Origin of the sequence: Levilactobacillus zymae (genome assembly GCF_032190635.1) — a bacterium.
GTDB lineage: Bacteria > Bacillota > Bacilli > Lactobacillales > Lactobacillaceae > Levilactobacillus > Levilactobacillus zymae_A.
Map to the genome: position 1 here is coordinate 519,971 of NZ_JAVLAS010000001.1, position 26,384 is coordinate 546,354.

Consider the following 26,384-nt stretch of genomic DNA (forward strand, 5'->3'; position numbering starts at 1 on the left):
GACCCGTCGACAAGTCGGTGGGCAATTCGGCAACGTTTTTATTCGGGAGTCCGTCAGTGATGGGATCATTGAAAGGAAGACAGTCACATGAGAAAGCTTTTGAAATGGGTTTTCATTTTAGTCGGCTTACTCTTGGGGAGTCTGCTGGGTGTCCCAATTGCACACGCCGCGAAGGTTAATCCGGCGGTCGCTGGGGCCGGTTATACGGTTCAGATGGTGCGGCCCCGAGGACAGGTTAATTCGACATCCGGGTATTTTAATCTGAAGGTTCAGCCGGGTGAGCAACAGCGATTAGTTGTGATTCTTCATAACTTGCAGGCTCAGCCGCAGAAGCTGACGCTGGGGATCAATCAGGCCTACACCAATCCGGACGGGGTCATCGACTATGACCGGTATAACCTGAGGCCGGATCCCACGTTAAAGGTCCAATTAAAACAAATCTTCAAGGAGCCGCAACGGACGATCACGTTACCGGCGAACGGGACGGAACGGGTTGGTCTGACCTACGAAGCGCCCGCCGATCCCTTTACCGGAACCGTTTTGGGTGCGGTCTACGTCAGTCAGACGAAACCCGGCAAGAAGTACGGCAAGGGGAAGATTACGCTACAGAACCTCTACGCCTACGCCATTAGTATCGAAATGCGCGAAAGTTTAAAGGCCATTCGGCCCGTCATGGCGCTGCATCACGTGGGTGTCGGGCAGGTCGATCGGCAAAATATGGTCATGGCTAACTTACAAAACAGCCAACCAACCGTGATGGAACGCCTGAACACCCAAGCGGCGATTACCAAGCAAGGGTCCACGGCCGTCTTGATCCATCAGACCAAGAAGGGCATGGGGATGGCGCCCAATAGTAACTTTAATTACCGGATTCCGTGGGGGACGACCACGTTAAAGCCCGGTAAGTACACGCTGCATTTGAGTGCGCAGGCCACGAAGGGGTCTTGGCACTTTACCAAGAACTTTACGGTTACCCAGCGGCAGTTGAATCATTTGGCGAACCTGGCTAAACAACCAAAACCCAATTATTGGTTATATATCTTGTTAGCCATTGTGATTGCCATGCTCTTAGCCTTGGTCGGTTATCTGATTTACAAGAATCACAAGAACAAGCAACAATTACAAGCACAACAAAAGTAAACGTAACAACGGCGACTCGCGTGGTTGCCGCGTGAATGTAAGGGGGGCAGTCATATGCTTAAACGGTGGTTAAGTGTCGGTTTAATCCTGATAGCCATGGGGGTGGCTAGTGGCGTGACTGCACACGCCGACAGTGACGACAGCGCCCTCGCTACGGCACCGAACGGGGTGACGTTAACGGGAAGTAACGCGCCGTTGGTCCTTTCCCCACAAGCCTTGAGTCATGCTCAGATTGGGCCGACGGGTCACGACCAAGTGGTGGCGCTAACCAGGGGAATGCAGCAATTTGGAGCCGTGTGGTCCACCAACAACCATGCGTTTCGCCTGAGTCGTAATCAGACCCTGGCGGTCTGGGTTTACCTGGGAGCGCAGGCGGATGGGGGCTTAGCCTTCGTCTTGCAAAACGATCCGCGGTTACTCAACGCCATGCCACAATTCACCACGCCCGTGGCGGAAACGTTAGGCGTGTTTGGGGTTGATACCACGCCAACCCAGGCATCGGCCACGGCGGTAAGTCAAACGGCGATTCAAAACAGTTGGGCCCTGGCATTATCCGCGGGGACCCACACACAGACTAATGCGCAGGCACCGGGTCAGGCCAATTCATTTGACGTCGGAACGACGGGACCCTACGTCGCGGCGGGCTATCCCGGAGCCCCGATGACCTATGTTCAGCACAAGGTTACGGGGGCTTGGGGCGGACTATTGACGCCCAATCAATACGCCTATCGCCTAGCGCGGCAGGGGCTACTGCAGACGCCGAATTTGACCACTAATCGGTGGGTACACGTGACCCTCCAGTGGGATGCGGCGGCTCGCACCATGACTACCTCGGTTGGTGACCGCAATCCCCGCACCGACGCACCACAAACTGGTCAGCGGCGAACGGTTCCGGTTAACTTAAAGCGCGTCGATCCTAGTCAGACTGGTTATGCGCGGTGGGGCATCACGGCCACCACGGGACCGCACGCAACGACCAACCCGCTGGTTGTGTTGACACGGTTGCCTCAAGTGACCACGACGCGGCAGGCGGCTGGGACCAAGCGGGCGGCCGTGGCCGGCCCAGCTGGCTTGGCGCACCGCGATACATCGCAACCCACGCTGCGGTTGCGCGGGTCCCAACCGGTGAAGATTACACCGGCCGTTCAGCGGGTGACGCTACCCAGCCAATTAACGGGACAATTCCCCGCAGCCACCACGGTTCACGCACGAGTTAACGGACGTCTGGTAGCCACCGGGCGCCCGGACGCGCACGGGGCAGTGACCGTGACGCTACCCACGACTCGTCTGCAGTCGGGGACTAACCGGGTCACCTTGTGGGCCCAAGCCGGAACTCACCGGCTTACGGCCCCCGTACGGGTCACGGTTGAGCTGGTTCCGGGTCAGTTGGCGTTTGCGGCCCTTTCCACGACATCGGGCTTCCAGCCGACGAAGTTACCGACCAAAAGTGAATTGGTGCCCCGACAAGCGGGCTGGCGGATTGAGGTCCAGGATACTCGGGGAACCGGAAGTCGGTGGACGTTATTGGCTCAGGCCGGGACGTTCGTCAATACGGCCACGGGGCGGCGAATGGCTGGGACGCCGGTCTTTGTGAACGGCACCACGATGACGCCGTTAGGCCGAACGCCTACGCCGATCATGACGCACACCACCAACGATGCCCTGGCTGCCGGTAAGACCAACGTGATGGCGCACTGGGCGGCTAACACGGGCGTCCTATTACACGCGCAACCAGGCACGGCAGCTGGCCGTTACCATGGGACGTTGACGTGGACGCTGACCAACGCGCCAGAATGAAACGGTTACACGCGAAATTGACATAAAATTAAGTTTTTAATTGCGTTGTGTACAATTTAAAGGCCATTGTTCGCTACTATAGAGGGTAGCGAACTTAGTGACTGATTTACACTGTCAATGGTTGGCGCTGGTTTCGTAGCACTCAGGCCAACGCCATGAGGTTTGGGAGACAGCCCACCCAATTGCGGGATGTTTCCGTTCTAGCAGAAGGGGGAATTGGAGATGCTGAAACGATGGTTTTGCGTTGGGGTATTAGTCGCCTGTATGGTCGGACTAGCGGGCGGCCTGCAGGCGCACGCCGATACTGATTTTGACCAGGCGCTAGCGACGGCCCCGCAAGGAATTTCATTGAATAAGGCAAATTCGATCATTGCCTTGGGGACTGCGCCGATGAGTAAGGCGACGGTGGAGGATACGACTAACCCGGATACACCGGGGACCCAGGCCGTCGTGGTCAATACGGCGCCCTATCAGTTCGGGACGGCCTGGTCGACGGACGAGAACTCTATCGATCTTACCCATAATCAATCCATTGGGTTCTGGTTTTACTTTGGCAATCAAGGCATTGATGCCGGTGACGGAATGGCCTTCGTCTTACAAAATGATCCGCGGGGGTTAGCCGCCACGCCAGACTATGCGGACCGGCCGATCGGTGAAACGCTGGGGGTCTGGGCCGTTGACACGGATCCCGACCAAGCTTACGTCAGTGAATTTGCCAAAACGGCGATTCAGAACAGTTGGGCGTTGGAATTTGACACGCACTATAACGGGCTGTCCGGCAAGAGCGCCTTGGGGACCGCCAATGCATTTGATATCGGGGAACCGGCCGTACACATTGCCTCGAATTATCCGGGGAGTGGGGATACCTACGACAAACGGACGGTTTCCGGTGGTCTCTTTGGCAAGGACCATTATTATTACAGCATGCACCATAACGGGGTGATTGCGGATAATAACCAACCTAACTTCCTCTCGAACGGGCGGTGGCACCACATGACGCTGAAGTGGGATGCCACGGCCAAGACCATGACGTACACCTTTAATGACCGTAATCCCAAGACCGGCGTCGCCCAGCAAGGGGCCAGTCAGACGGTGCCCATCGACCTCGATAAGGTGGATCCCGATCACACGGGCCACGCTCGCTGGGGCTTTACCGGAACGACCGGACAGGATTACGAAAACAACCTGATCGTGCTGGATAACACGCCGGGGTTGGTTGACGGGACTGCGGAAGCTAGCCTACAAGACTTGACGCACAATCACGCGATTACCCAAAACGACCAGGTCATCAGTGGTGATCGGATCGAACTGGATTATAAGTTACACTACAACGGCGGTCGGCAAGCGTGGTCCAACATCAATAGTCGGTTGAACCTACCGGAGGGCATTACCTACCAATCGGCAGAAATCGACTACGCCAAGGGGCCAACCCAAACGTTAAACCTCGACGACATTAAGGACTCTAAGCTTTCGATGACCTTGGATCAGTCACTGGATCAGGAGAACGATACGGCGACCGTAAAGCTGATTGGTCAGGCTAACCAGGTCAACGAAACGGTGTATAACCGGGAAAAACCCAACACCTTTTCGTCTAACGCGTTGGTGACCAACGCCGATACGCCCGCCTTTGCGATTAATCCTAGCGTGGACTTGAATTTGACGGTCACCTCGACCAATCCCGTGACACTCCAAACCAAGGAAGACACGACCGTGACCGGAAAAGTCGACGTGATTACCACGGCCGCCACGAAACCTAGCGTGAACGTCCAAGCCACGTTGAATGGCCAGGCCTTGCCGGATACCGCGGTTGCTAGCGACGGGACCTTTACGCTGCCACTAACGGCCGACCAACTCCAGATGGGAACCAACACGTTGCGGTTGACCGCCGCTACGCCGCACGGGGACACGTCACTGGTGAAGACGGTCCGAATTACCGTGGTCGGCACTTTGGCATTCGGCAACGTGGATGCGACCAGTAGCTTTGTCACCAGCACCTTAACGGGTGATGACCAGCTACTGGCTCGTAACGATGACTGGGCCATTGCCGTTAAGGACACCCGGGGGACCGGGCAACACTGGGCGTTGAACGCTCAGAGTACGGCCTTTACCGATGAAACGGGTCACCGTTTAGCGGGGGGACCGGTCTACGTGGGACGCTATGGAACCCAACCACTGACCGATCAAGCGGTTCAAATCATGACGCACACCACGAATGATAGCGTGGACGACGGCCAAGTAAACGTCGCTAACTCTTGGGGGGCCCGTAGCGGGGTACTCCTGAACGTTGACGGCGGGGCTACCGCGGGTACCTATCAGGGCACGATTACCTGGACGTTGGCCAACGCTCCCAGCTAACGCGGAGGAGTGGCTAAACGTCGATAATGACTGTCAAAAGGGACTTCACGATTTTTTCGTGAAGTCCCTTTTTTGCGTCAATATTAGCATTAGTTGCCAGTTGTGACGATGGTTCGTTTTACGACAGTAGGCGGGTCACCATTCGTTCGTAGATGGCAATGAAGCGCCGATACATTTCGAGATCGACGTATTCGTTGACCTGGTGAGCCGTGATGTTCCCGGGACCAAAGACCACGACGTCAATGTCGGGGTTGGCCGCCAAGAAGGACGAGGCGTCGGTTCCCCCGGGCACACCAATCTTGGGCAGCGCCTGAGCTAAGACGGCCTTACCAATTGTGTCGGCCGCTTGGATGAGCGGGGCGTCGTCGGCCGTGTGCATGGGCTGGAAGTCGCTAATCATTTCGAAGGATAGGTCGGCTCCCTGAGCGTTGAGGTCGGCGATGATGGCCTTGATGGCCGCCGTGATCTGGGCGTTGGGTAGTTCGGGGATGGTCCGAATCTTCACGGATAGCTCGGCACTAGCCGGTACCGTGTTGACCTGTTCACCGCCCTTGACCATCGTGACAACGGGGGTAACGGGACCCAGGACGGGGTTTTGGTAGGATTGAATGGACTCGAAGTAGGCCTTTTCGCGTTGGTAGAAGGTCATCAGAGCATCGATGGCGTTTTGACCAATCTCAGGCATCGAACTGTGGGCGGCCACCCCCTTGGAATGAATCGTAAAGGTCAGTGAGCCCTTGTGTGCTAGTTCGATAAAGTGTTGCTCGCGGGTGTGGTTGGCCGCGGCCAGTCGGTTGGCGGCCGTGCCGTCAATCCCCAACATGTGTTGTAGTTCGGGCTTTTGGAGGAGCCGTTTGTCGGCCCCACTAGGTTCGCCGACAATCAGGGCAGTCAGGTCCTGCGCGTAACCGGCGTCGGCCAATTGGCGTGCGCCGTACTGGCCGTATTCTTCCCCGACGGTCGCCATGAACCGGAACGTTCCGTGTAGCGGAACCCCAGATTCCTTCAGGCGAATCATGGCCCAGGCCCCCGCTAATAAACCGGACTTCATGTCGGAAGTGCCCCGGCCGTACATGTTATCGTCGTCAATGGTGCCGGCCAGGGGATCAGTTTTCCACTTGCTGGTATCGCCTAACGCTACCACGTCTTCGTGACCATCGAACCCGACGACGGGACCGTTACCGTCACCAATTTCGGCGACTAGACTGACTCTGTCTGGCTGATAGGCCAATTGTTTACAAGTAATGCCGTGTTGTTTAAAGAGTTTGACTAAATAATCGGCGACTAACTTTTCGGCGCCGTTAACGGTGTTGAGCTTCACCACGTCTTGAAGTGTTTGCACAACTTCATCCATAATTGTCCACCTCGTTTGGTTTGTCAGCTCAGTTCGGGGCTGACCCCGGATGAACCGCTTACTTTGATTACAGCACTTTTTGTCAGGGGGGTCAAGAATCGGCACGGGGGTTAATCATACTGTCATTGGTTGAATGGTGAAATCGCCTAGCCGGGAAGTCGTTTTGGTGGGGAATTGCTGGTGAAATCGTATAATGGGAGATAAGTCAGCCACCAGATTATTTAGCTAAACGGAATCAAATCGAACAAATGTTCTGGAAGTAGTGGTAAACTGGAGAAACGCTGGCGAGTACGCCGCCACTAGCGGTAATCAGATGCTTTTACACGCATCTGGGTTTGTGCTAGAGTATTACCTGTAATTTATAAAGTTACTTGTCAGGAGGCTCTCAATGATAACGTTCGAACACGTCCAAAAACAGTATGCGGATAAACTGGCCCTCGACGACCTCAATTTAACCATCCCGAGTGGTGAGTTTTTCGTGTTGGTGGGGCCCAGCGGGAGTGGCAAGACCACGACGCTCAAGATGATCAACCGACTGATCGAGCCGACTGCGGGAACCATCAAGGTCGACGATCGCCCCTTACAGGACTACGACTTACGGGCCATGCGGTTGCGGATGGGGTACGTGTTGCAAAACATTGCCCTGTTTCCCAACTTAAACATTCAAGAAAATATCGCGATCCAACCGGAATCTCTGGGCTGGTCGCGTAAACGCCGGTTAGAACGGGCCCGAACGCTCTTGGCGCAGGTGGGCCTCGATCCCGACCAGTACGCGACGAAACTGCCGCACGAGCTATCCGGTGGGGAACAGCAACGGGTCGGCATCGTGCGGGCCTTGGCCACCAAACCCAACGTGGTGCTGATGGATGAGCCCTTTAGCGCGCTGGATCCTTTGTCGCGCAAGCAACTGCAGGACCTAGTCTTGCGGCTGCATCAAGAGTTACAGATGACCTTTGTGTTCGTGACTCACGACATGGGCGAGGCCCTACGCCTGGGTCAGACCATCGCGGTCATGCGTAACGGGCACATCCAACAGATTGGGACGGGCGAAGAAATCATGCGGCACCCGGCCAACGATTTCGTGCGCGGTTTTTTCGAGAACCAGAAGACGCCGCGAGCCGCCACGGTCCAAAGCTTATTGGCGCAGGGGTACGGTGAGGTGACCACCGCCCCGGCCACCCTGACGGCAACCGCGACGGTGGGCGCGTTGGCCCAGGCCCTCCAGACCCAAACGACCGTGGTAGTTGCTACGGCGCGGGACCACCGGGCGCTGACCACCGCCGACTTACTCGGTTACTTAGCCGCAAAGGAGGCGACCAGTCGTGCAACAGATTAACCACATCCTGCAGACGCAGGGGGGCGAAATCGTTCAATCGATCGGGCAACACATTGGCTTGTCGCTGATCTCACTGCTCATTGCGGCGCTAATCGCCATTCCACTAGCTATCGTCCTCATGACCCATCAACGGGCGGCTAACGTGGCCCTCCAAATCACCAGTGTCTTGCAGACGATTCCGAGTCTAGCACTATTGGGGATCTTGATTCCCATCGTGGGGATTGGGACCGTGCCGTCGATCATCGCGTTGGTGATTTACGCGGTGATGCCGATTTTTCAAAATACTTATTCGGGACTGACCACCATCGATCCCGACCTCGAGGAAGCCGCCGAAGCCTTCGGGTTGTCGCGCCGGAAGAAATTAGTGCGCGTGGAGCTCCCGTTAGCCATGCCGATGATCATTTCCGGAATTCGGATCGCCATGGTCATGATCATCGGGACCGCTACGTTGGCCGCCTTGATTGGGGCCGGGGGACTCGGGACCTACATCCTGTTAGGGATTGAAACCAATAACAACGCCCTATTGATCATCGGGGCGGTTTTGTCGGCAGCCTTGGCCCTGCTCTTTGGCGCGGCCATCGATTGGCTAGGCAAATTATCGTTTAAGCGCGCCGGCATCGTGTTAGGTGTAGCCGTAGTTCTGATCAGTGGGGTCGCTGGTTATCGCCGCATCGTGCAACCCCAAACCACGATTACCATTGCCGGTAAGCTGGGGGGCGAACCCGAAATTCTGATCAACATGTATAAGGATTTGATTGAACAGGACCATCCCAACATCAAGGTTCAGACTAAGCCCAACTTCGGCGCCACGACCTTCCTGTTCAAGGCCCTGCAGTCCGGGTCGATCGACATCTATCCCGAGTTCACCGGGACCGTGTTGGAGTCGCTGGTCAAGGGCCAGTCGAGTGCCGACCACGACCCACAGGTGACCTACCAACGGGCGGCCAAGGCGCTGAAAAGCCAGTATCAGATGACCTATTTGAAGCCGATGCAGTACCAGAATGGCTATGCCATCGCCGTCACACCGCAGTTTGCCAAGCAGTATCATTTGAAAAAGGTGAGCGACCTGCAACGTGTGGCGACCAAGGTCCACGCCGGCTTCGACCCGGACTTTTACCAGCAGAGCGCCGGTTATCCGGGATTGCGCAAGGCGTATAACTTTAAGTTTGGCACCATCAAGACCATGGAACCGTCGATTCGCTACCAGGCCATTGCCCACAAACGGATCAACCTGGTCGACGGCTACACCACCGATCCAGAACTCCGTGAATATCACCTGGTGGTCTTAAAAGACGACCGGCACTTCTTCCCGCCGTACCAGGGCGCCCCGTTGATGACCGAGCAGTTTGCCACGGCCCATCCCGAAGTGCGGGAGTCGCTGAATAAGCTGGCGGGGAAGGTGACGACTAGTGACATGCGACAACTAAATTATTTAGTGACGGTCAAGCACGAAAAGGCCGCTACGGTGGCCCGCGAGTACCTCCAACGCCAGGGACTTTTGACGAAAAAGTAGGCGGATGCCCTTGACAATTCTGTGAAACGCGCCTAAGATTACCATTAATTTCTAACGCATTTGTCATAAAACAGCTAGGAGAAGAGTAGTGGTGGACTAACCGTCACAGAGAACCCGGGTTGGTGGAAGCGGGTCGGTCTGGTCGCCATGAAGATGAGCTCCCAATAGCTATCAAGTGGTCAACGCTGCTTGGTCGGTAGGAACCGTTAACTTTCCGGGTATTGCACTGCAGTACCGTTGAGGCCTATTCGCGTGAGCGGTAGGCGAATTAGGGTGGTAAAACGACGCGCTCGTCCCTAGAACTAAGTGATTAGTTCTGGGGACGAGCGCGTTTTTTGTTGGCCGACAAATGGGTTAGAAGATGAGCATCTGGGGTGAAGACACCGGATGGATTTAATGTGAATGGTCAACCACCACTTGGGATTGGCCACGCAATCAAACCAGTTAAAGTTAATTTTTAGGAGGAATTTTATCATGACAACGACAACTCAAACTGTTTATCCTTACCGCTACGACGTTGTGGGCAGCCTCTTGCGGCCCGCTGCTTTGAAAGATGCCCGGGGCAAATTCGCCGCCGGCAAGATTGGGGCCGACGAACTGGCCGCCATCCAACACGACGAAACCAAGCGCGTGGTCCAAGAACAACTGAACTTAGGGTTAAAGGCCGTAACCGACGGTGAATTTAACCGGAGTTGGTGGCACCTGGACTTCCTGTGGGGGTTAACCGGCGTGGGTCATTACGACTATAAGCAGAGTTACAAATTCCACGGCAGTAAGACCCGGACCGATAACGCCGACCTGGTGGGCAAGATTGCTTTCAATCCGGATCACCCGTTCTTTAAGACGTTTAGTTATTTACAGACGCTGGTCCCGGATGATGTCTTGGTCAAGCAGACCATCCCGTCACCGACCATGCTATTCCGCGACAACCGTAGTGACAACTGGTCCCAATTCTACGATAGCTGGGATCAATACCTAGACGATCTGGCCCAAGCCTATCACGAAACCATCGAACACTTCTACGCATTGGGGTGCCGCTACCTGCAACTAGACGATACCACCTGGGCCTTCTTAATCAGTAAGCTCAACGAAACGGCCGATGATGCCCAAGCCCACGCCAAGTACGTGAAGTTGGCCGAAGATGCCGTGCGGGTGATCAACCAGTTACTGGCGGGCCTACCAGAAGATCTGACCGTGACCACCCACGTTTGCCGGGGGAACTTCAAGTCGACTTACCTGTTCTCGGGGAGTTACGACGACGTGGCCGACTACCTGGGACAACTGAATTATGATGGGTTATTCTTGGAATACGATAGCGACCGGGCCGGGGACTTCACGCCGCTCAAACGAATCTGGCACAACGACAGCCATAAGCGCATCATCTTGGGCCTGATCACGTCAAAGTTCCCCGAACTCGAAGATCCAGCCGCTATCAAGGCGCGCATCCAACAAGCGACGCAGTACGTTCCCCTGGAAAACCTGGGCTTGTCCACCCAGTGTGGGTTCGCCTCGACCGAAGAAGGTAACCAACTGACCGAAAACCAACAATGGGCCAAGCTGAAGCTGGTCAAGCAGATTGCGACCGACGTTTGGCACCTCTAATCTTTACCCAATTTTTACCGCAAATTAAGCGGGGCGCGATCTGATTTTGTTAGACTCAGGATAGTTCAGTAACCCGGTAGCAAGCCGGAAAATGTGGGCATTCCGGTGCCAAAAGGGCTACACTGAGGATAACAATCAAGCTGGCGATTGCCGGTGAGGAGGGAACGCGTCATGACAAAAACAACCATGGTGTTCGGGCACCGCGGGTATCCGGCGAAATTTCCGGAGAACTCGTTGGCCGGCTTCACGTACGCCGTGCAGCATCAGATTGAAGGCTTGGAATTTGACGTGCATCTGACCAAGGACAATGTCCCGGTCATCATGCACGACGAAAAAATCAACCGGACCACCGACGGTAAAGGGTACATTCGCGACTACACGTTGGCGGAATTACAACGGTTCAAGCTGGCCAACGGCGATAGCTTGCCGACCCTGGCGGCGTTTTTACGGGTGGTCGCCAACCAGGACGTGCAGTTGAACCTGGAATTTAAGACCGATAAGATTCAGTACCCCAACATCGAAAAAATTGTGCTGGGGATGATCCACGCCACACCGTTGGTCCATCCGGTGATTTATTCATCGTTCCACTTGCCGACCCTGAAGACCTGTCAGGCCCTGGCGCCGGACGAAATCTACTGCTGGTTGACCGACAAGCGGGTCAAGAACGCCGCTTCCTTTGTGAAGAAGGAGGGCTTGGCGGGCCTGCACCTGAGTCATTACCAGGACGATATTCCGGTGGTTGAACGTATCTGGACCGTCGACAGCGTGAAGCAAGCAACCAAGTTGTTCAACGACCACGTGGCGGGCATCTTCACCGATGACTTCGAAACCATGATGGCGTTGAAGCAACAACTCCAAGGCTAATTAAAAATGCGACTCTCGTCAGAAATTGACGGGGGTCGCATTTGTTGGTTCAAAATTTAGTTCGTTGTCTTTTGCGTCTTCTTGTTGAAGATGAACCACTTGGAGAAGAAGTAGTTACCGAAGATGGCTAGCCCGTGGCCAATCACCTTGGTAATCGTGGCGTGGAAGGACAGCAGCGAGATTCCGACGTACAGGATTAAGGCCTCCAGCACATAGGTGAAGATCCGGGTGCCGTAGAACTTCCCCATGTCGCGGAAGGGGTGGGCCGAGGCGTGTTTGAAGACCAACTTTTTATCGATCCAAAACGACGCCTGCACGCTGAAGACCCAGGCAATCAGGTTAGAGATTTGGTATTCGACGCCCAACAGGTTGTTGAATAGGTAGAAGACGGAGATGTTGACGACCACCCCGAGGGAACCCCACAGGAGGTAGCGCTGGATTTCCTTGTGGGCCTTCTCCTTGACGGCCTCGAGCTGTTCGGCAAATTCGTTTTCCGTTTCGGTAAGTTCGGCTTCGTATTCGGATTCCGTTGCGGGGTAGTGGTGATGTTGTAGTGGTGTTTGCTTATCCATTTCCATAAAATTCCGCAGACCTTTCTTGAACTAGTTAATGCCTTAATTATAACGTTTTTGAAGCACCCTGCAATGGTGTGAACCGGTTTTCTGGCGATGAAAAAACGACCAGTCATTGGCCACAAAGAGTTGACTGGTCGTTACCTTACCCTAAAACGTGGGTAAATTCGGCACTGAGTTGACGGACGTCGAATTTATACGGCGCCAGTGATTTTTCGGGATCCTTGAAGTGGCCCTGGTCGTCGAGTTCGGCGGCCGGAAGACTAATTTCCAGGTTGTTGCTCAACCGATTAAACTTTAACCCGCGTAATACCAGCGAGAGGGCCAGTGCGGCCTGGTAGCCGCCGCGGCCACCGTAAGACACCATGCTGACCGGCTTACCCCGCCATTCGCTGTAGAGGTAGTCGAGTGCGTTTTTCAGTGGGGCCGGGTAGCCCCAGTTGTATTGCGGGAACAGTAAGACAAAGCCCTGGTAGCCTTGGATGAGATCGCTCCAGGCCTGGGTGTGCTTCAGTTCATAATGACCGTCGCTGGGCATGTGCCTTTCGTCCAGAAAGGGCAGGTCGATTTTCGCTAAGTCGAGAATATCAACGTTTAGATCGGCCGTTTGAAGGTTCTGCTGTAACCAAGTAGCAATGCTGGGACCAATCCGACTGGGCCGGGTTGAGCCGATGATGATAGCAATTTTGGCGACACTCATAACTTTAGTCAGCTCCTTATTTGGGAAAACAGTTCGTGCAACGTGCACATGGTAGCACGCCTCTGCTATAATCACAACTATGGACAACGATATTTTTGAGGCCCTATTTGAAATCATGACGTTCTTCCACCAACCGCAAGACGAACGTCAGCAGTTGCATCGTGCGGGCACGACCTTAGAACCGGCCGCGATGCCGATCATTGTACGAGCCGGTCAACAGCCCGGCGTCAGCGTGGGAGAGCTGGCCGGCTGGATTGGCCGCAATCACTCGTCGATCAGTCGGCAAGTCGACCGCTTGATCAAGACCGGTTGGCTGACGGAAGCCGAACGGGATGATCAGCGGATTCGCCGGGTCCAGCTCACGGAAAAGGGCCAACGGGGGTTGATGCAGCTGAAGGTGGCCCGAGAAGCGGAATTTAGCCAACGAATTCAAGCCTACACGCCGCAACAACGCGCGGATTTATTGCGATCGCTGCGGTTGTTGGCGCAGACGCTACGGGAGCCGAAGCAGGATTGAAGAGTCGCCGATGGGGGACTCTTTTTTGGTGATTCAAAATTGACTGATGGTTAATTTTGAGGTAAACTACGTTAAAATTAACTGACGGTCAATTTTAAAAGGAGATGCGCTGGATGGCCAACATTTACACACCAGATCAAAGGAATGCTAAGCGCCAAGCGATGATGCAGGCGGCCGTTCGACTTTTTACCCAGCAGAGCTACACGGCGATTACCATGCAACAAATTGCCACCGCGGTGGGCAGTTCTAAGGGAACCGTATTTCACTATTTTGCGACTAAAGAAGATCTCTTTATGAGCATTTTATTGGAAAACTACCAAGCGTACTTTCAACAGCTCATCACGGAGTTAACGGCCGGCCCGCAACTTACCCGGGCAACCTTTAGCGAGTGGCTAGTGGAGCAATCGCAAAACCTGATTGAGCATCACGCAACTCTGGTCCGGTTAAACGCGATTCGGGGGCCTATTTTAGAGGGGAAGGCCAATATGGCAGAAACCGTCGCGCAGCGTAACCGGCTGTACGCCGTTAGTCAGCAGTTGGGAGCCACTCTGGTACGTAAAACCGATCACTTACTTAGTCAATCGCAGTTTAGCCACTTATTTGTGATTCAAAGTGGTCAGATCAGCGGGTTGATGAACATGGCCTCGCTGGCGCGCTTCAACCATCAAACCTTAAGCGTTGCCTATCCGGATTTTGACGTCCAGGTTGTTTTAGAAGCGCAGCGTCAACTCCGCTACTACTTAATGGGGTACTTGCGGGACTATGCGCAGGACTAACCAATTCGAAAAATAATTAAAGGAGTTTAGCTATGCAACAACAATTCATTCGTAACTTTGCCATTATCGCGCACATTGATCACGGTAAATCCACCCTAGCGGACCGCATTATGGCCTTGACCAAAACCGTCAGTGAGCGGGACAGTCACGCCCAATTACTCGATGACCTGGCCGTTGAACGGGATCACGGGGTGACCGTTAAGTCGCGGACGGTGCGGAACTATTACCGAGACCAGACCGGCCAAGACTATGAATACAATTTAATTGATACTCCGGGTCACGTGGACTTCAACTATGAGGTTGCCAAAAGTCTAGCCGCCACGGAAGGCGCTATCCTGTTGGTCGACGCCACCCAGGGCGTTCAGGCCCAGACCATTGCCAATTACCGAATCGCGCAGCAGGACGGTTTGACTATCATTCCGGTCCTGAACAAGATTGATATGCCGGCGGCGGACGTCCCGGCCGCTTTAGCCCAACTGCATGATTTAAACCCAGCCTTTGACCGGGCCCATACGTTGATGATCTCGGCCAAGACGGGTGAAGGGGTGCCCGCGGTGTTAGAAGCCATTAAGGAACGCATTCCTGCGCCGAGTGGTAACCCAACGGCGCCACTAAAAGCGTTAGTCTTCGATTCCCTGTATGATCCCTACCAGGGCGTGATCGCCTATGTCCGAGTTTTAGACGGTCAGCTCGATTTAAGCCAGCCATTGACGTTGATGCAGGCAACCCTTGATTTTAAAGCCAAGGGCGTGGGCGTCTTTAGTCCGACCATGCACCCGCAAGCGACGCTCAATGCCGGTGAGGTCGGCTACGTGGTGACGGGAATTAAGGATCCCCGAGCGGTGCGCGTGGGGGAAACGCTGACCCGGAAAACCGCACCGGCTGCGGTGGCGCTTCCGGGCTACCGACCGGCCCAACCCATGGTCTTTGCGGGGCTATATCCTAAAGATAACGACTATCCGGCTTTACGGGAAGCCGTGCTGAAACTGGGCTTGAACGACACGTCGTTTTCCTTTACGGAAGAACGGTCCGAAGCTCTGGGCATGGGCTTTCGGTGTGGGTTCTTGGGCGCTTTTCACCTGCAGATCATTCGCGAACGTCTCCGTGATGAGTACGGTCTGGAGGTCTTGGCAACGGCGCCTAACGTGACGTATCAGGTCACGTTGAAGAACGGCCAACACATGGTGATTACTAATCCAGTCCAGTTTCCCGCGTTTGGTCTCATCGAGACTGTGGCGGAACCCTTCGTGCGGGCCGAGATCACGACGCCGGATAACGGCCTAAATGCCGTGTTAAAGCTGGTTGATCAACACAAGGGGACGCTGCTGGACCTGGGAAATAGTGGCGATCTCGTGGTGGTCACCGCCAAACTCCCCTTATCCGAGGTGGCGGCGCACTTCTTCTCCGAGTTAAAGTCGGTCTCCCACGGCTACGCGAGCCTCAATACCGAATTTTTAGATAACGAAGTGGCGGACCTGGTAAAAATTGAGGTTGCCATGAACTACGCTCCCGTCGATGCCTTAGCGATGGTGGTGCACCGAAGCGATGCCCCCACCATCACACAGGCGCTGGTTAAGCAGCTGAAAGCGACGGTCCCCCGGCAACTGTACCCGACGCCGGTCCAGGCGATTGTAGAGGGAAAAGCCCTAGCGCGAGTCGATGTACCACCGTTGCGCAAGAACGCGGCGGTCAACGGGGAGGCCCACAGCGTGTCGAAAAAGGCCGCCCTCTTACGGCGACAGAGTCAAAATAAGCGCCGGGCCACGCAAAGCCAAATCAAACTCCCCCAAAGTGTGTTTAACGCTTTATTGGAATTGTAATCTGCGGTCATTGCGAGTTGGTCTTTTGGGAAAGCGGCCTAGGCAAACTCTAAAATTTCCTTAACCTCAGCCTAATTTTAAGGTTCAGGCGGTACAACTAGGCTAGAGCAAGTTAATAGCCTGCTCAATGAAAGGGAGGAATTTGTATGCCAGCAACCAAACGAAACCTAACCATTGCCTTAGCCAGTACCATTGTTTTAGGGGGACTCGTGGCGGCACCGCAACTGTTAAAGTCACCAGCCGGTGCGGGGAACCCACCCCAGGCCCAAGCCAAGACGAAACCTAGCGGCAAACCGGGGAGTAAACCGAGTGGCACTGCGGCGCCGGGTCAGACCAGTAGCAGTAGTGCGAAGCTTTCCGGCACCAAGACCATCACGGGGACCAAGCGGCTCAGCAATACCACGGTGAAGTCCAGTACGGCAAACCGCTCGGCGCTGTACGTGAAAAAGGGCGGTCAGCTGACCCTGACTGGTAGTCGGGTCACCAAGCGGGGCAACACCACTAGTACCGATAACAGTAATTTCTTCGGTCAAAACGCCGGGATCTTGGTCACCAAAGGTGGGAGTGCGACCCTGAACAAATTGACCGAAACCACGAATTCGATTGGCTCGAACGCCATTTTTGCGACGGGCAGTCACGCCAAGGTCACCGTTAAAAATTCGACGATTAAAACCAGTAAATCTTCATCGCGTGGGTTGGACGCGACCTATAAAGGTAAAATCACCGCTAGTAACATGAACATCACTACCAAAGGGAGTCATTCTGCGGCCTTAGCCACCGACCGGGGCGGCGGGACCGTTAGCCTGAATAAGGGGACGCTGAAGACCGCGGGGGATGGCTCGCCGGTCCTGTACTCGACGGGGACCATCACGGCTACCAACGTCACCGGGACCGCCACGGGCGCCGAAGCCGCCGATATTGAAGGCTCGAACAGCATCACGGTTAAAAATTCGACGTTGACCGGTGAGAAGAACAACGGGGTCATGCTGTATCAGAGTATGTCCGGAGATTCCGAGGTCGGGACGTCGGTCTTCACCATGACCAATGGCCGCCTGACGTCGAAGGTTAAGAGTGGCTCCAAGGGGACGTCTAACCATACCGGAGCGTTATTCTACGTCACCAATACCACGGCCAAGATGAACCTGACCAACGTGAAACTCAGTAACGCGTCAAGTACGTTGATTCGCCTGTCCGGCGACCGGTGGGGAACCAGTGGCAGTAACGGTGGTAAGTTGACCTTTAATGCCAAGAACCAGACGTTAAAGGGAAACATCCTGATTGCCAAGGGCAGTAGTCTTAAGCTGAACTTGACGGCGGGAAGTACCCTGACCGGGGCCATCAACAGTGCCCACACGGCCGGCAAATCGACGGTGACGTTGAAGGGTAACAACCGCTGGAACGTCACCAAGAACTCGCACATTACCGCGCTGATCAGTACCAAGAGTGCCTTGAAGAACATCCACTCTAACGGGCATAACGTGTACTATTCTAAGAGTAATAGCGCCAACAAGTGGCTCAACGGCAAGACCTACAGCTTGACGGGCGGCGGCAAGTTGATCGCAGAATAGGTTGGAGTAGGGCGTCAAGGGCAGGGGCTAGCCGCCCTTTAGCACCCGTTACGCCACCGTTCACTCGGAGATGTACAGAAAAAACAACAGGCAGGAAATTCTCGACGCTTTCGGGAATTTCCTGCCTGTTTTAGTGTCTCAAAGACGGCCCAGGAGGGTCTTCAAGCGAGATGATCATAAAGTGAATTAGTGAACTTTTTGCACGTCAGTGGAGTGCACGAAGTGAGCTTGTAACCGCTTTCTGCATGCATTAAAGTGAAACTATCAATTAGGAGGTTACAAAAAATGCTGGAGAACCTTTTAACAAGTAAGACAGTTCAAATCAAAAAAGATGTTGATTTTGATTGGAAGGAGGCCATTCGATTAGCCGCGAGTCCGCTGTTGGATTCGGGGAAGATCACGGATTCATATATTCAATCGATGATTGATGTGGTTGACCAAAATGGGCCGTTCATCAATATTGGACCCCACATTGCGTTAGCTCATTCGCGTCCGGAAAATGGGGTTAATGAGATGGGCATGGCACTGATGAAGGTTGCACCAGCGGTCAACTTAGTCAGTGAGGATCATCCCATTACGTTGTTTTTTGTGTTAGCTGCTAGTGATAACACTAAGCACTTGGAAGCGTTGAAGGAACTAGCCACGATTTTGGAAGACGAGGGTAGTCGTCAGCGATTGGAACAGGCCACTAGTGTTGATGAATTAGTTAAAGAATTTAAAGGGGTGCGTGAATAATGAAAATTGCAGCTGTATGTCAATCCGGTTTAGGATCAAGCTTCATGATTCAAATGAACATCGAAAGCGTCTTTAAGGAAGAAAACGTCGATACCGATAATATCGAAGTCACTCACTTTGATACTGGTGGCTTAAATGAAAGCGCTGCTGATTACTTCTTCTTGGGTAGCGATTTAGCCGATCAGGCTTCGGACTTGCCCCAAGATCGGGTCTACATCTTGGACAGCATTATTGATAAGAAGGAATTACAAGCAAAGATTAACACGCTGCTAGATAAAGAAAACATCAAGCACGATTAGGTCGAAAGAAGGTAAAAATGATGCAAGCCGTTATTAATTTTATTGTTTCGGTGGTCAGTACACCCGCATTATTAGTTGGTTTAATTGCATGTTTAGGATTAGCACTTCAAAAGAAGCCCGGGACTAAAACCCTGGAAGGTACCGTTAAGACCTTTGTCGGGTTCTTAGTTTTAACCGGTGGGGCCGGAATCTTACAAGGTGCCTTAGCACCCTTCGCCTCAATGTTTAAGTTTGCTTTACACGTTCAAGGGGTTGTGCCTTCAAACGAAGCGGTGGTTGCCATTGCGCTGCAACAATACGGGACGACTACTGCGCTGATTATGTTTGTCGGGATGATCGTCAACATTCTGTTAGCCCGGTTTACCAAGTTTAAGTACATCTTCTTAACGGGGCAAGCGATGTTATACGTGTCCTGCTTAACGGCCGTTATCCTGATTTCTACGGGGATGAAGGCGAACTTCGTCACGATTATCTTAGGTGGGTTGTTCGAAGGAACGCTGTTAACCATTACGCCAGCGCTTTGCCAGCCCTTTATGCGTAAGATTACCGGTGGGGACTCGGTTGCCATGGGGCACACTGGGAACATCGGTTATGCTACCGCAGGGTTAATGGGTAAGTGGTTCGGGAATGCTAAGCACTCGACCGAAGACATTAACTTCCCTAAGGGTTTAAGCTTCTTACGTGATTCAACGGTATCCATTACTTTAGTAATGTCAATTGTTTACTTAATTTTAGCTATTATTACGGGACCACACTTTATTGAAACCAAGCTCAGTAGCGGGACGAACTTCTTAGTCTATGCCATTACGCAAGCCGGGACCTTTGCCGCAGGCTTCTACGTGGTCTTAGCAGGTGTTCGGATGATCTTAGGTGAAATTGTGCCGGCGTTCCAAGGGATTGCGACCAAGTTGGTTCCCAATGCCAAGCCAGCGCTGGATGTCCCAATCATCTTCCCATACGGGAAAAATGCGTTGTTAATCGGATTCTTTGTCAGCTTTATCGTGGGGACGTTAAGTATGTTCGTCATGGTTGGCCTGAAGACGACGGTCATTATCCCCGGTGTTGTCGGTCACTTCTTCTGTGGTGGTGCCGCTGGGATTTACGGGAACGCTACTGGTGGTCGTCGTGGTGCCATTATTGGTTCTGCTGTGAATAGCTTACTGATTAGCTGGTTACCATTATTCATCCTACCAGTTCTCGGGGGCTTGAAGTTGGCTGCGTCGACGTTTGCCGATACGGACTACTTGATTCCAGGGATCTTACTAGGAAAGTTAGGCTCATTCGGGCAAGTTGCCGTGATCAGTGGAATTATCGCCTTTGTGGTCATTGTCATTATTTGGTCATTCTTCTTAAAGGATCACAAGGAAGCAGAAACGTCCAAGGACTAGAAATAAGTGCATCAGGGGGAATTTATTAATGATTAATTATGAAACGACCGACGGCAAGGTTAGTTTTGATCAGAAAGATTACTTAGCTGAAAATACGTTAAGAATGCTAAGCATCGATATGATCGAAAAGGCAAAATCTGGTCATCCGGGGTTATGTTTGGATGCGGCACCGATGGCGTACGTCCTCTGGAATTACCATTTGAAGACGAGTCCACATCACCCTAGCTGGATTAACCGAGATCGTTTTGTCTTGTCCGTGGGTCATGGGTCAGCCTTGCTGTACAGTTTGCTGCATATGAGCGGCTATGCGGTGGGTCTTGACGACTTGAAGCAATTTCGGCAATTAGGCTCGTTAACACCTGGGCATCCAGAATATGGTCACACCCCCGGCGTTGACGCCACCACGGGTCCCCTCGGGCAAGGCATTGGCATGGCCGTAGGGATGGCCTTGGCCGAAGAACATTTGGCCGCTAAGTATAATACGGCTAAGTACAATCTGATTAATCACTGGACGTACGCACTGGTGGGCGATGGTGACTTAATGGAAGGAATTAGCCAAGAAGCCATTAACATTGCCGGTAAGGAACGTCTGAACAAGTTAATTGTGCTGTACGATTCGAATGATGTAACGCTGGATGGTCCTTTAAGCAACGGTTCGGTTGAAAACCAAAAGAACCGGTTTGAAGGGGCTGGTTGGAACTATCTGCGGGTAGATTCTGGAGAAGATCTGGAAGCCATTAACGCCGCCATTAATGCCGCTAAGCACTCTAACCAACCAACCATCATTGAAATTAAAACTGAAATTGGCCATGGCTCTCCTGAAGCGGGAACCAATGCCGTTCATGGTGCGGCTCTGGGCGCAGAGAACCTGAAAGCGACGAAAGAATTCTATCACTGGACCACAACGCCCTTTGCCGTTCAGCAAGACGCTTATCAGCAGTTTAAGCAGGGCATTGAGCAACATGGTGAGGCCGCTTACCATGCTTGGCTAGAGATGTACAACGACTTTCAACGCAATGATCCTCAAGCAGCAGCGCAGTTCTCTCAAGAAGTGGGACCTAAGCTGGACATGAGTCAGGTGAAGTTGGCCGACGAAACGATTGGTAAGGAAGTCGCTACCCGGGTGACGAGCTCGGAGTTACTGCAGGAAATTTCAAAGCACAACCCTAACTTTTGGGGTGGTGCGGCAGACTTATCCTCAAGTAACAAGACCCAGTTAAAGGGTGAAGGTCGCTTCAGCCCAGAGACCCCAGAGAATAACAACATCTGGTTTGGGGTCCGTGAGTTCGGTGAGGCCGCAGCTCTAAACGGAATTACGCTACACGGTGGTTCTCGGGTATTTGGGAGTACGTTCTTTACCTTCTCAGATTATATGAAGGCAGCTATTCGGTTATCCGCGTTGCAACACTTACCCGTCACCTATATCTTCACGCACGATTCCGTGGCCGTAGGTGAAGATGGTCCCACCCACGAACCGGTGGAACAATTAGCTGGGTTACGGGCACTGCCGAACTTAAACGTGATTCGACCAGCGGATGCGCATGAAACCTTAGGGGCTTGGCAAGTGATCGCTAAGACGACGGATAAACCAGCAGTGCTAGTGCTGTCGAGACAGAAATTACCACTACTCGAACAAACGAGTGCTCAAAACGTTTCCCGCGGTGGCTACGTGGCTTCACCAGCTAAGAGTGAAGAGCCAGATGGTATTTTAATCGCCAGTGGTTCTGAATTGCAGTTGGCCTTGAAGGTGCAACAAGCTTTGCGGGAAAAGCAATACGATGTTTCGGTCGTTTCGATGCCTAGCTTTGAACTTTTTGATGCGCAAAGTCAGCAGTACAAAGACACCGTTTTACCACCACAAGTGGATAAACGAATTTCCCTGGAAATGGAAAGTACCTTTGGCTGGGCTAAATACACCGGATTAAAGGGGATTAATTTAGGAATTGATCGCTTTGGTGAAAGTGGTAAGGGCCCTGAAGTCGTTCAACAATTTGGATTTACGGTTGAAGGCGTTGTTCAAGCGTACGAAAAGTTATGGGAAAAGACTGAGTAAACAGGATTAGGTTGGAGTGAAGGGTTTATATGTCAGAAAAAATTACGGGAATTGCTGCCAGTGACGGCATTGGCATTGCCAAGGCCTATCGGTTAGTCAAACCGGACTTAACTTTCGACAAGCAACAAGTCAAAGATTCAGAAAGTGAAATTGAACGGTTAACACAAGCGGTGGCTGCCGCGTCAGATGATTTAAAAGCGATTCGCCAGAATGCTTTAAAAACGCTGGGCGAAAAAGAAGCGGAAATCTTTGATGCGCATTTAGCCATCTTGTCCGACCCGGAGATGCTTTCTCAAATTAAAGACGTCATTCAGCGCAAGACTGTAAACGCCGAAACGGGGGTGACCGCAGTTACGGATCAATTTACGAAGACTTTACAGGCGATGGACGACAATCCGTATATGCAAGAGCGAGCAACGGATGTCCAAGATGTTGCCAAGCGGGTATTGAGCCATTTGCTCAACCGGCCGTTGCCGAACCCAGCCCTGATTCATGAGCCCGTTATCGTGATTGCCCACGACTTAACGCCATCCGATACTGCGCAAATGAATAAAAAGTACGTTAAAGGGTTCTTAATGGACTTAGGGGGCCGGACCAGTCACTCGGCGATTATGTCCCGAACCTTAGAGATTCCGGCTGTCGTGGGAACGGAAAATGCGACAAAGCTGGTTCAGGATAACGATACGGTTATCTTGAACGGATTGGACGGCTTTGCGGTAGTTAGTCCTGATGATCACGAACGTGAGCAATATGAGAACGAGGCCAAACGGTATGCAGCAGAACGTCGTGAGTGGCGCAAGCTGAAGGCAGAACCCAGTGTTTCTGCAGACGGCAAGCACTTCGAAATTGCGGCGAACATTGGGACACCCGATGATGTTGCAGCGGTTAACTCGGCGGGTGCCGAAGCGGTTGGGCTATTTAGAACGGAGTTTCTCTATATGAATAGCCAACAACTCCCCTCGGAAGACGCCCAGTTTAAGGCCTATAAGCAAGTTGTCGAAGCGATGAACGGGAAACCGGTCGTTATCCGGACCATGGACATCGGTGGCGATAAGCACTTGCCTTACTTACCGTTACCTGAGGAAATGAACCCATTCTTGGGTTATCGGGCCATCCGGATTTCGCTAGACCGCCAGGAGATCTTCAGAACCCAACTGCGAGCACTGCTACGGGCCTCGCATTATGGCAATCTGAGAATCATGTTCCCGATGATTGCGACGTTGGACGAGTTTAGAAAGGCTAAACAAGTCGTCACGGAAGAGAAGGACAACCTGATCAAGAGCGGAATTCCGGTAGCCGATGATATCCAATTAGGAATCATGGTAGAAATTCCCGCGACGGCAGCCTTTGCGGACCAATTTGCCAAGGAAGTTGACTTCTTCAGTATCGGCACCAATGACTTGATTCAATACACATTCGCTGCCGATCGGGGGAACGATCACGTTTCTTACTTATACCAGCCGTACAACCCAGCCTTGTTGCGGATGATTAAGCGAGTGATTGATGCCGCTCATAAGGAAGGCAAGACCGCGGCGATGTGTGGTGAAATGGCCGGAGATGCGATTGCGGTTCCACTGCTCATGGGGATGGGCTTGGATGAATATTCAATGAGCGCCACCTCCATCCTACGAGTTCGTAGCCAAATGAAGCACCTCGATACACGGAAGCTCCAAAACCTGATTGAACCGGCTTTAAACGAGTGCACCACGAATGCTGAGGTGAAAGCCTTGGTTGAAAAGGCTTTGGCTTAATCAGTAACGTTTGACTTTAAATTTAAATTAATGAATATAAATACATGATCTTAAAGCGTATTGTTAAGATCATGTATTTAGTATAAAAAGCCATAAAATAAGCTAGCTTTTTAGCATTGGTGAAAGTTTGTGAGGTAATCGAATGTTAAATATTAGTAAGAAAGGGAAAGTGAACTTATTAGCAACGACCCTGGTTGAGGGGCAGAAGTATAAAACCGTGGCCGACCTAGAAGTAAAATTGCAAATTTCCCGCCGAAGTGTGTTTTATTGGCTCAAGCAATTAAACGCGACCCTACAACAGATGAACCTGGATGACGTTCAACGGTTACCACAAGGGGGATACTTTCTTACACAGGAGACACTTGATGAATTAAATAAACACGTCGTAGAGCACAGTCAACCCGAGTTGAATGCGGATAACCGGCAAAAGCTCCTCATTTGGCTATTAATTCAGCAGAAATCACATTTATCACTGGTTAATTTATCTGAACGGTTTGGCGTCTCTAAAAATACGATTATCAAAGACTTTAAACAATTAGCGGGTCAGCTGCCTCCCGATACCAAGGTCGTCAATACGAATCAGGGGAAAATTTTAACGGGGAGTGAGGCCGCCCAACGAAATTGGGTCTATAACCAATTAGAAGAGAGAAATCAGATTTTAGTTGATGCGGTTAAGCAGCTCCCCGATCTCACGTATGCGACGGAGGGGTTAACGGTCCTCCAGCGTAAGATCGGTAATTATTACAGTGGGGATGCGATTAAGACCCTTATTCTGTATACGACGTGGGTTTTAGATAGATTAAATGGTCAACATAAAGTGATTCACGATGACGCAACTTTTCCGATGGACGAAATGGCAAAATGGGTCCAAAAGTTCTTGTCGCAACGGGGGCCGGTTCCCGCGGCAGAGGTAGGGAGTCTTCGCCGGTTCCTACTGGCGGGACAACTGCAGCATGTTAATCAGGATAATGATTTGGCCAAACAGTTATTCGCCATTACGGCCAAGGTCGCTCGTCGCTTTAGCTCGGTTTCGGGGATTGATTTAACCTCCGAAAATTTTTTGAAGGACTTAACGACCCATCTGTATTCAACTTACTTTCGCATCGGGTTTAATATCCAGTACCACAATGCCAACCTGTCCAATGTCAAAGTGGAATATAGTTATTTAATGAATCTCACCAAGTATGCTTTAAAACCCTTCGAAAAATTTCTGGGCTCTCCGGTTTCAAGCGATGAGTTAGCCCTGATTGCGATTTATTTTGGCGGTGAGGTCAAGCGCCTATCGCCAGGGTGGTTGGGCGTTGAAAAAGAACCGGACGTGATGTTGGTCTGCACGAGTGGGATTGGGACCAGCCTGTTGCTGTATCAACAATTGACGGCCCACTACCCGAGCATTCGGTTTTCGCAGCCCATCAGTTTAGACGAGTTTAAGCAGTATGATTTGGAGCAGCATCAGCCGAAGCTCATCTTAACCACGGCGAAGATTAAGAGTCATTCGGATACGCCGATGTTGGCCGTTCACGCTATTCCGGATGAAGCGAATTTTCAGCAGCTCGATCGGGTGTTCCGTCAATTGAATTTACTTGATAAGTCAAAAGAGACCAAAACGGTGCATGCCATTCTAGACATTATTACGGATTATGCCCGGGTCGACGATTTTAGTGGCCTGACGGCGAGCTTGGAAGACTACTTTGAGGATAAACCGCAGACAGTCGAATCCGTGAAACCGTCCCTACTGGAACTCTTGCCGCTGAAGCATATTCAGGTAACGGATAAAATAACGGATTGGCAGGATGCGGTTCAGCGTTCCTTTGCACCGTTGCGCAGAGAAGAGAGTGTCCAGCACCGGTATGTCGACCAGATTATCAGCATTACCCAGAGTAAGGGGCCCTATATGATGCTAAAAGATGGGGTGATGTTGGCCCACGCCACGCCGCAGAGTGGGGTTAACGCCTTATCGATGTCCTTATTGATTTTAAAGCACCCCACCCACCTGCGGGCGAAGGGGGAGGACCGACCATTACGGGTCGTATTTGGCTTGGCCCCGGTAGACCGGGATTCACACGTGCATGCGTTAAGCCAGCTATTGGCGTTGCTTCAGGATCAAGCCAGCTATGCTCGGTTACTCAAGGTCAAGGATGCGAATGAAGCCTATGCGTTACTGGAGACGGTGGCTGAACAGCCAACTAACGTTTAAAAAAGTGCATAGTATGCATTTTATGCATAAAATATAGTTCTTATGCG

Annotated in this window: 20 protein-coding genes; 17 read left to right on the plus strand and 3 right to left on the minus strand. The window is 52.4% G+C overall.

From position 1 onward, the window contains the following. The first annotated feature begins 87 nt into the window (after window positions 1–87). The 3 genes from RI501_RS02340 (at window position 88) to RI501_RS02350 (ending at window position 5,292) form a co-directional block, all read left to right on the plus strand. Window positions 88–1,140: a DUF916 and DUF3324 domain-containing protein gene (locus tag RI501_RS02340; RefSeq protein ID WP_313820176.1), complete on the plus strand. Its 1,053-nt coding sequence runs from the start codon at window positions 88–90 to the stop codon at window positions 1,138–1,140. A 54-nt stretch (window positions 1,141–1,194) separates the two neighbouring features. Beyond that, window positions 1,195–2,937, plus strand: coding sequence for a WxL domain-containing protein (locus RI501_RS02345; RefSeq protein ID WP_313820177.1), 1,743 nt, complete (start codon window positions 1,195–1,197; stop codon window positions 2,935–2,937). 222 nt (window positions 2,938–3,159) lie between these two features. Continuing rightward, entirely contained in the window at window positions 3,160–5,292 is a 2,133-nt protein-coding gene (locus RI501_RS02350) for a WxL domain-containing protein (protein ID WP_313820178.1), read from the plus strand. Between the two features lie 118 nt (window positions 5,293–5,410). Here RI501_RS02350 and RI501_RS02355 read toward each other — a convergent pair whose 3' ends face one another. Then, on the minus strand, window positions 5,411–6,646 hold the full coding sequence (locus tag RI501_RS02355) for an ArgE/DapE family deacylase (protein ID WP_313820179.1): 1,236 nt from the start codon (window positions 6,644–6,646) through the stop codon (window positions 5,411–5,413). Window positions 6,647–7,034: 388 nt separating this feature from the next. On the opposite strand from RI501_RS02355, the gene RI501_RS02360 reads away from it, so the two are divergent. From RI501_RS02360 to RI501_RS02375, 4 genes are all read left to right on the plus strand, one after another. Further along, window positions 7,035–7,982 carry an ABC transporter ATP-binding protein gene (locus RI501_RS02360; RefSeq protein ID WP_313820180.1) on the plus strand — a complete coding sequence of 316 codons (948 nt, stop codon included), beginning with the start codon at window positions 7,035–7,037 and terminating at the stop codon, window positions 7,980–7,982. Then, on the plus strand, window positions 7,969–9,495 hold the full coding sequence (locus tag RI501_RS02365; protein ID WP_313820181.1) for an ABC transporter permease/substrate-binding protein: 1,527 nt from the start codon (window positions 7,969–7,971) through the stop codon (window positions 9,493–9,495). The genes RI501_RS02360 and RI501_RS02365 overlap by 14 nt, the downstream gene beginning before the upstream one ends. Before the next feature lie 474 nt (window positions 9,496–9,969). Further along, on the plus strand, window positions 9,970–11,097 hold the full coding sequence (locus RI501_RS02370; protein WP_313820182.1) for a vitamin B12 independent methionine synthase: 1,128 nt from the start codon (window positions 9,970–9,972) through the stop codon (window positions 11,095–11,097). Between the two features lie 171 nt (window positions 11,098–11,268). After that, window positions 11,269–11,961: a glycerophosphodiester phosphodiesterase family protein gene (locus RI501_RS02375; RefSeq protein WP_313820183.1), complete on the plus strand. Its 693-nt coding sequence runs from the start codon at window positions 11,269–11,271 to the stop codon at window positions 11,959–11,961. 56 nt (window positions 11,962–12,017) lie between these two features. Here the strand turns inward: RI501_RS02375 and RI501_RS02380 are convergent, their stop codons facing one another. Continuing rightward, window positions 12,018–12,533, minus strand: a complete 516-nt coding sequence (locus RI501_RS02380; protein WP_313820184.1) for a GtrA family protein — start codon at window positions 12,531–12,533, stop codon at window positions 12,018–12,020. Window positions 12,534–12,678: 145 nt separating this feature from the next. Further along, complete coding sequence (locus tag RI501_RS02385; RefSeq protein WP_313820185.1) at window positions 12,679–13,233, minus strand: NADPH-dependent FMN reductase; 555 nt, start codon at window positions 13,231–13,233, stop codon at window positions 12,679–12,681. A 79-nt stretch (window positions 13,234–13,312) separates the two neighbouring features. Between RI501_RS02385 and RI501_RS02390 the strand changes: the two genes are divergently transcribed. The 10 genes from RI501_RS02390 (at window position 13,313) to RI501_RS02435 (ending at window position 26,337) form a co-directional block, all read left to right on the plus strand. Next, a complete protein-coding gene (locus tag RI501_RS02390; RefSeq protein ID WP_313820186.1) occupies window positions 13,313–13,750 on the plus strand; it encodes a MarR family winged helix-turn-helix transcriptional regulator in 438 nt (145 codons plus the stop codon). 113 nt (window positions 13,751–13,863) lie between these two features. Further along, window positions 13,864–14,526, plus strand: coding sequence for a TetR/AcrR family transcriptional regulator (locus tag RI501_RS02395; protein ID WP_313820187.1), 663 nt, complete (start codon window positions 13,864–13,866; stop codon window positions 14,524–14,526). Between the two features lie 32 nt (window positions 14,527–14,558). Next, on the plus strand, window positions 14,559–16,346 hold the full coding sequence (gene lepA, locus RI501_RS02400) for a translation elongation factor 4 (protein ID WP_313820188.1): 1,788 nt from the start codon (window positions 14,559–14,561) through the stop codon (window positions 16,344–16,346). 146 nt (window positions 16,347–16,492) lie between these two features. Then, complete coding sequence (locus tag RI501_RS02405) at window positions 16,493–17,914, plus strand: adhesin (protein WP_313820189.1); 1,422 nt, start codon at window positions 16,493–16,495, stop codon at window positions 17,912–17,914. Window positions 17,915–18,199: 285 nt separating this feature from the next. Beyond that, window positions 18,200–18,649, plus strand: a complete 450-nt coding sequence (locus tag RI501_RS02410) for a PTS sugar transporter subunit IIA (RefSeq protein ID WP_313820190.1) — start codon at window positions 18,200–18,202, stop codon at window positions 18,647–18,649. Next, window positions 18,649–18,948, plus strand: a complete 300-nt coding sequence (locus RI501_RS02415; RefSeq protein ID WP_313820191.1) for a PTS sugar transporter subunit IIB — start codon at window positions 18,649–18,651, stop codon at window positions 18,946–18,948. The genes RI501_RS02410 and RI501_RS02415 overlap by 1 nt, the downstream gene beginning before the upstream one ends. Before the next feature lie 20 nt (window positions 18,949–18,968). Further along, on the plus strand, window positions 18,969–20,336 hold the full coding sequence (locus tag RI501_RS02420; protein ID WP_313820192.1) for a PTS ascorbate transporter subunit IIC: 1,368 nt from the start codon (window positions 18,969–18,971) through the stop codon (window positions 20,334–20,336). 28 nt (window positions 20,337–20,364) lie between these two features. Beyond that, window positions 20,365–22,389, plus strand: a complete 2,025-nt coding sequence (tkt, locus tag RI501_RS02425; RefSeq protein WP_313820193.1) for a transketolase — start codon at window positions 20,365–20,367, stop codon at window positions 22,387–22,389. A 29-nt stretch (window positions 22,390–22,418) separates the two neighbouring features. Further along, on the plus strand, window positions 22,419–24,140 hold the full coding sequence (gene ptsP, locus RI501_RS02430) for a phosphoenolpyruvate--protein phosphotransferase (protein ID WP_313820194.1): 1,722 nt from the start codon (window positions 22,419–22,421) through the stop codon (window positions 24,138–24,140). Between the two features lie 142 nt (window positions 24,141–24,282). After that, window positions 24,283–26,337, plus strand: coding sequence for a BglG family transcription antiterminator (locus RI501_RS02435; RefSeq protein ID WP_313820195.1), 2,055 nt, complete (start codon window positions 24,283–24,285; stop codon window positions 26,335–26,337). The last annotated feature ends 47 nt before the right edge of the window (window positions 26,338–26,384 follow it).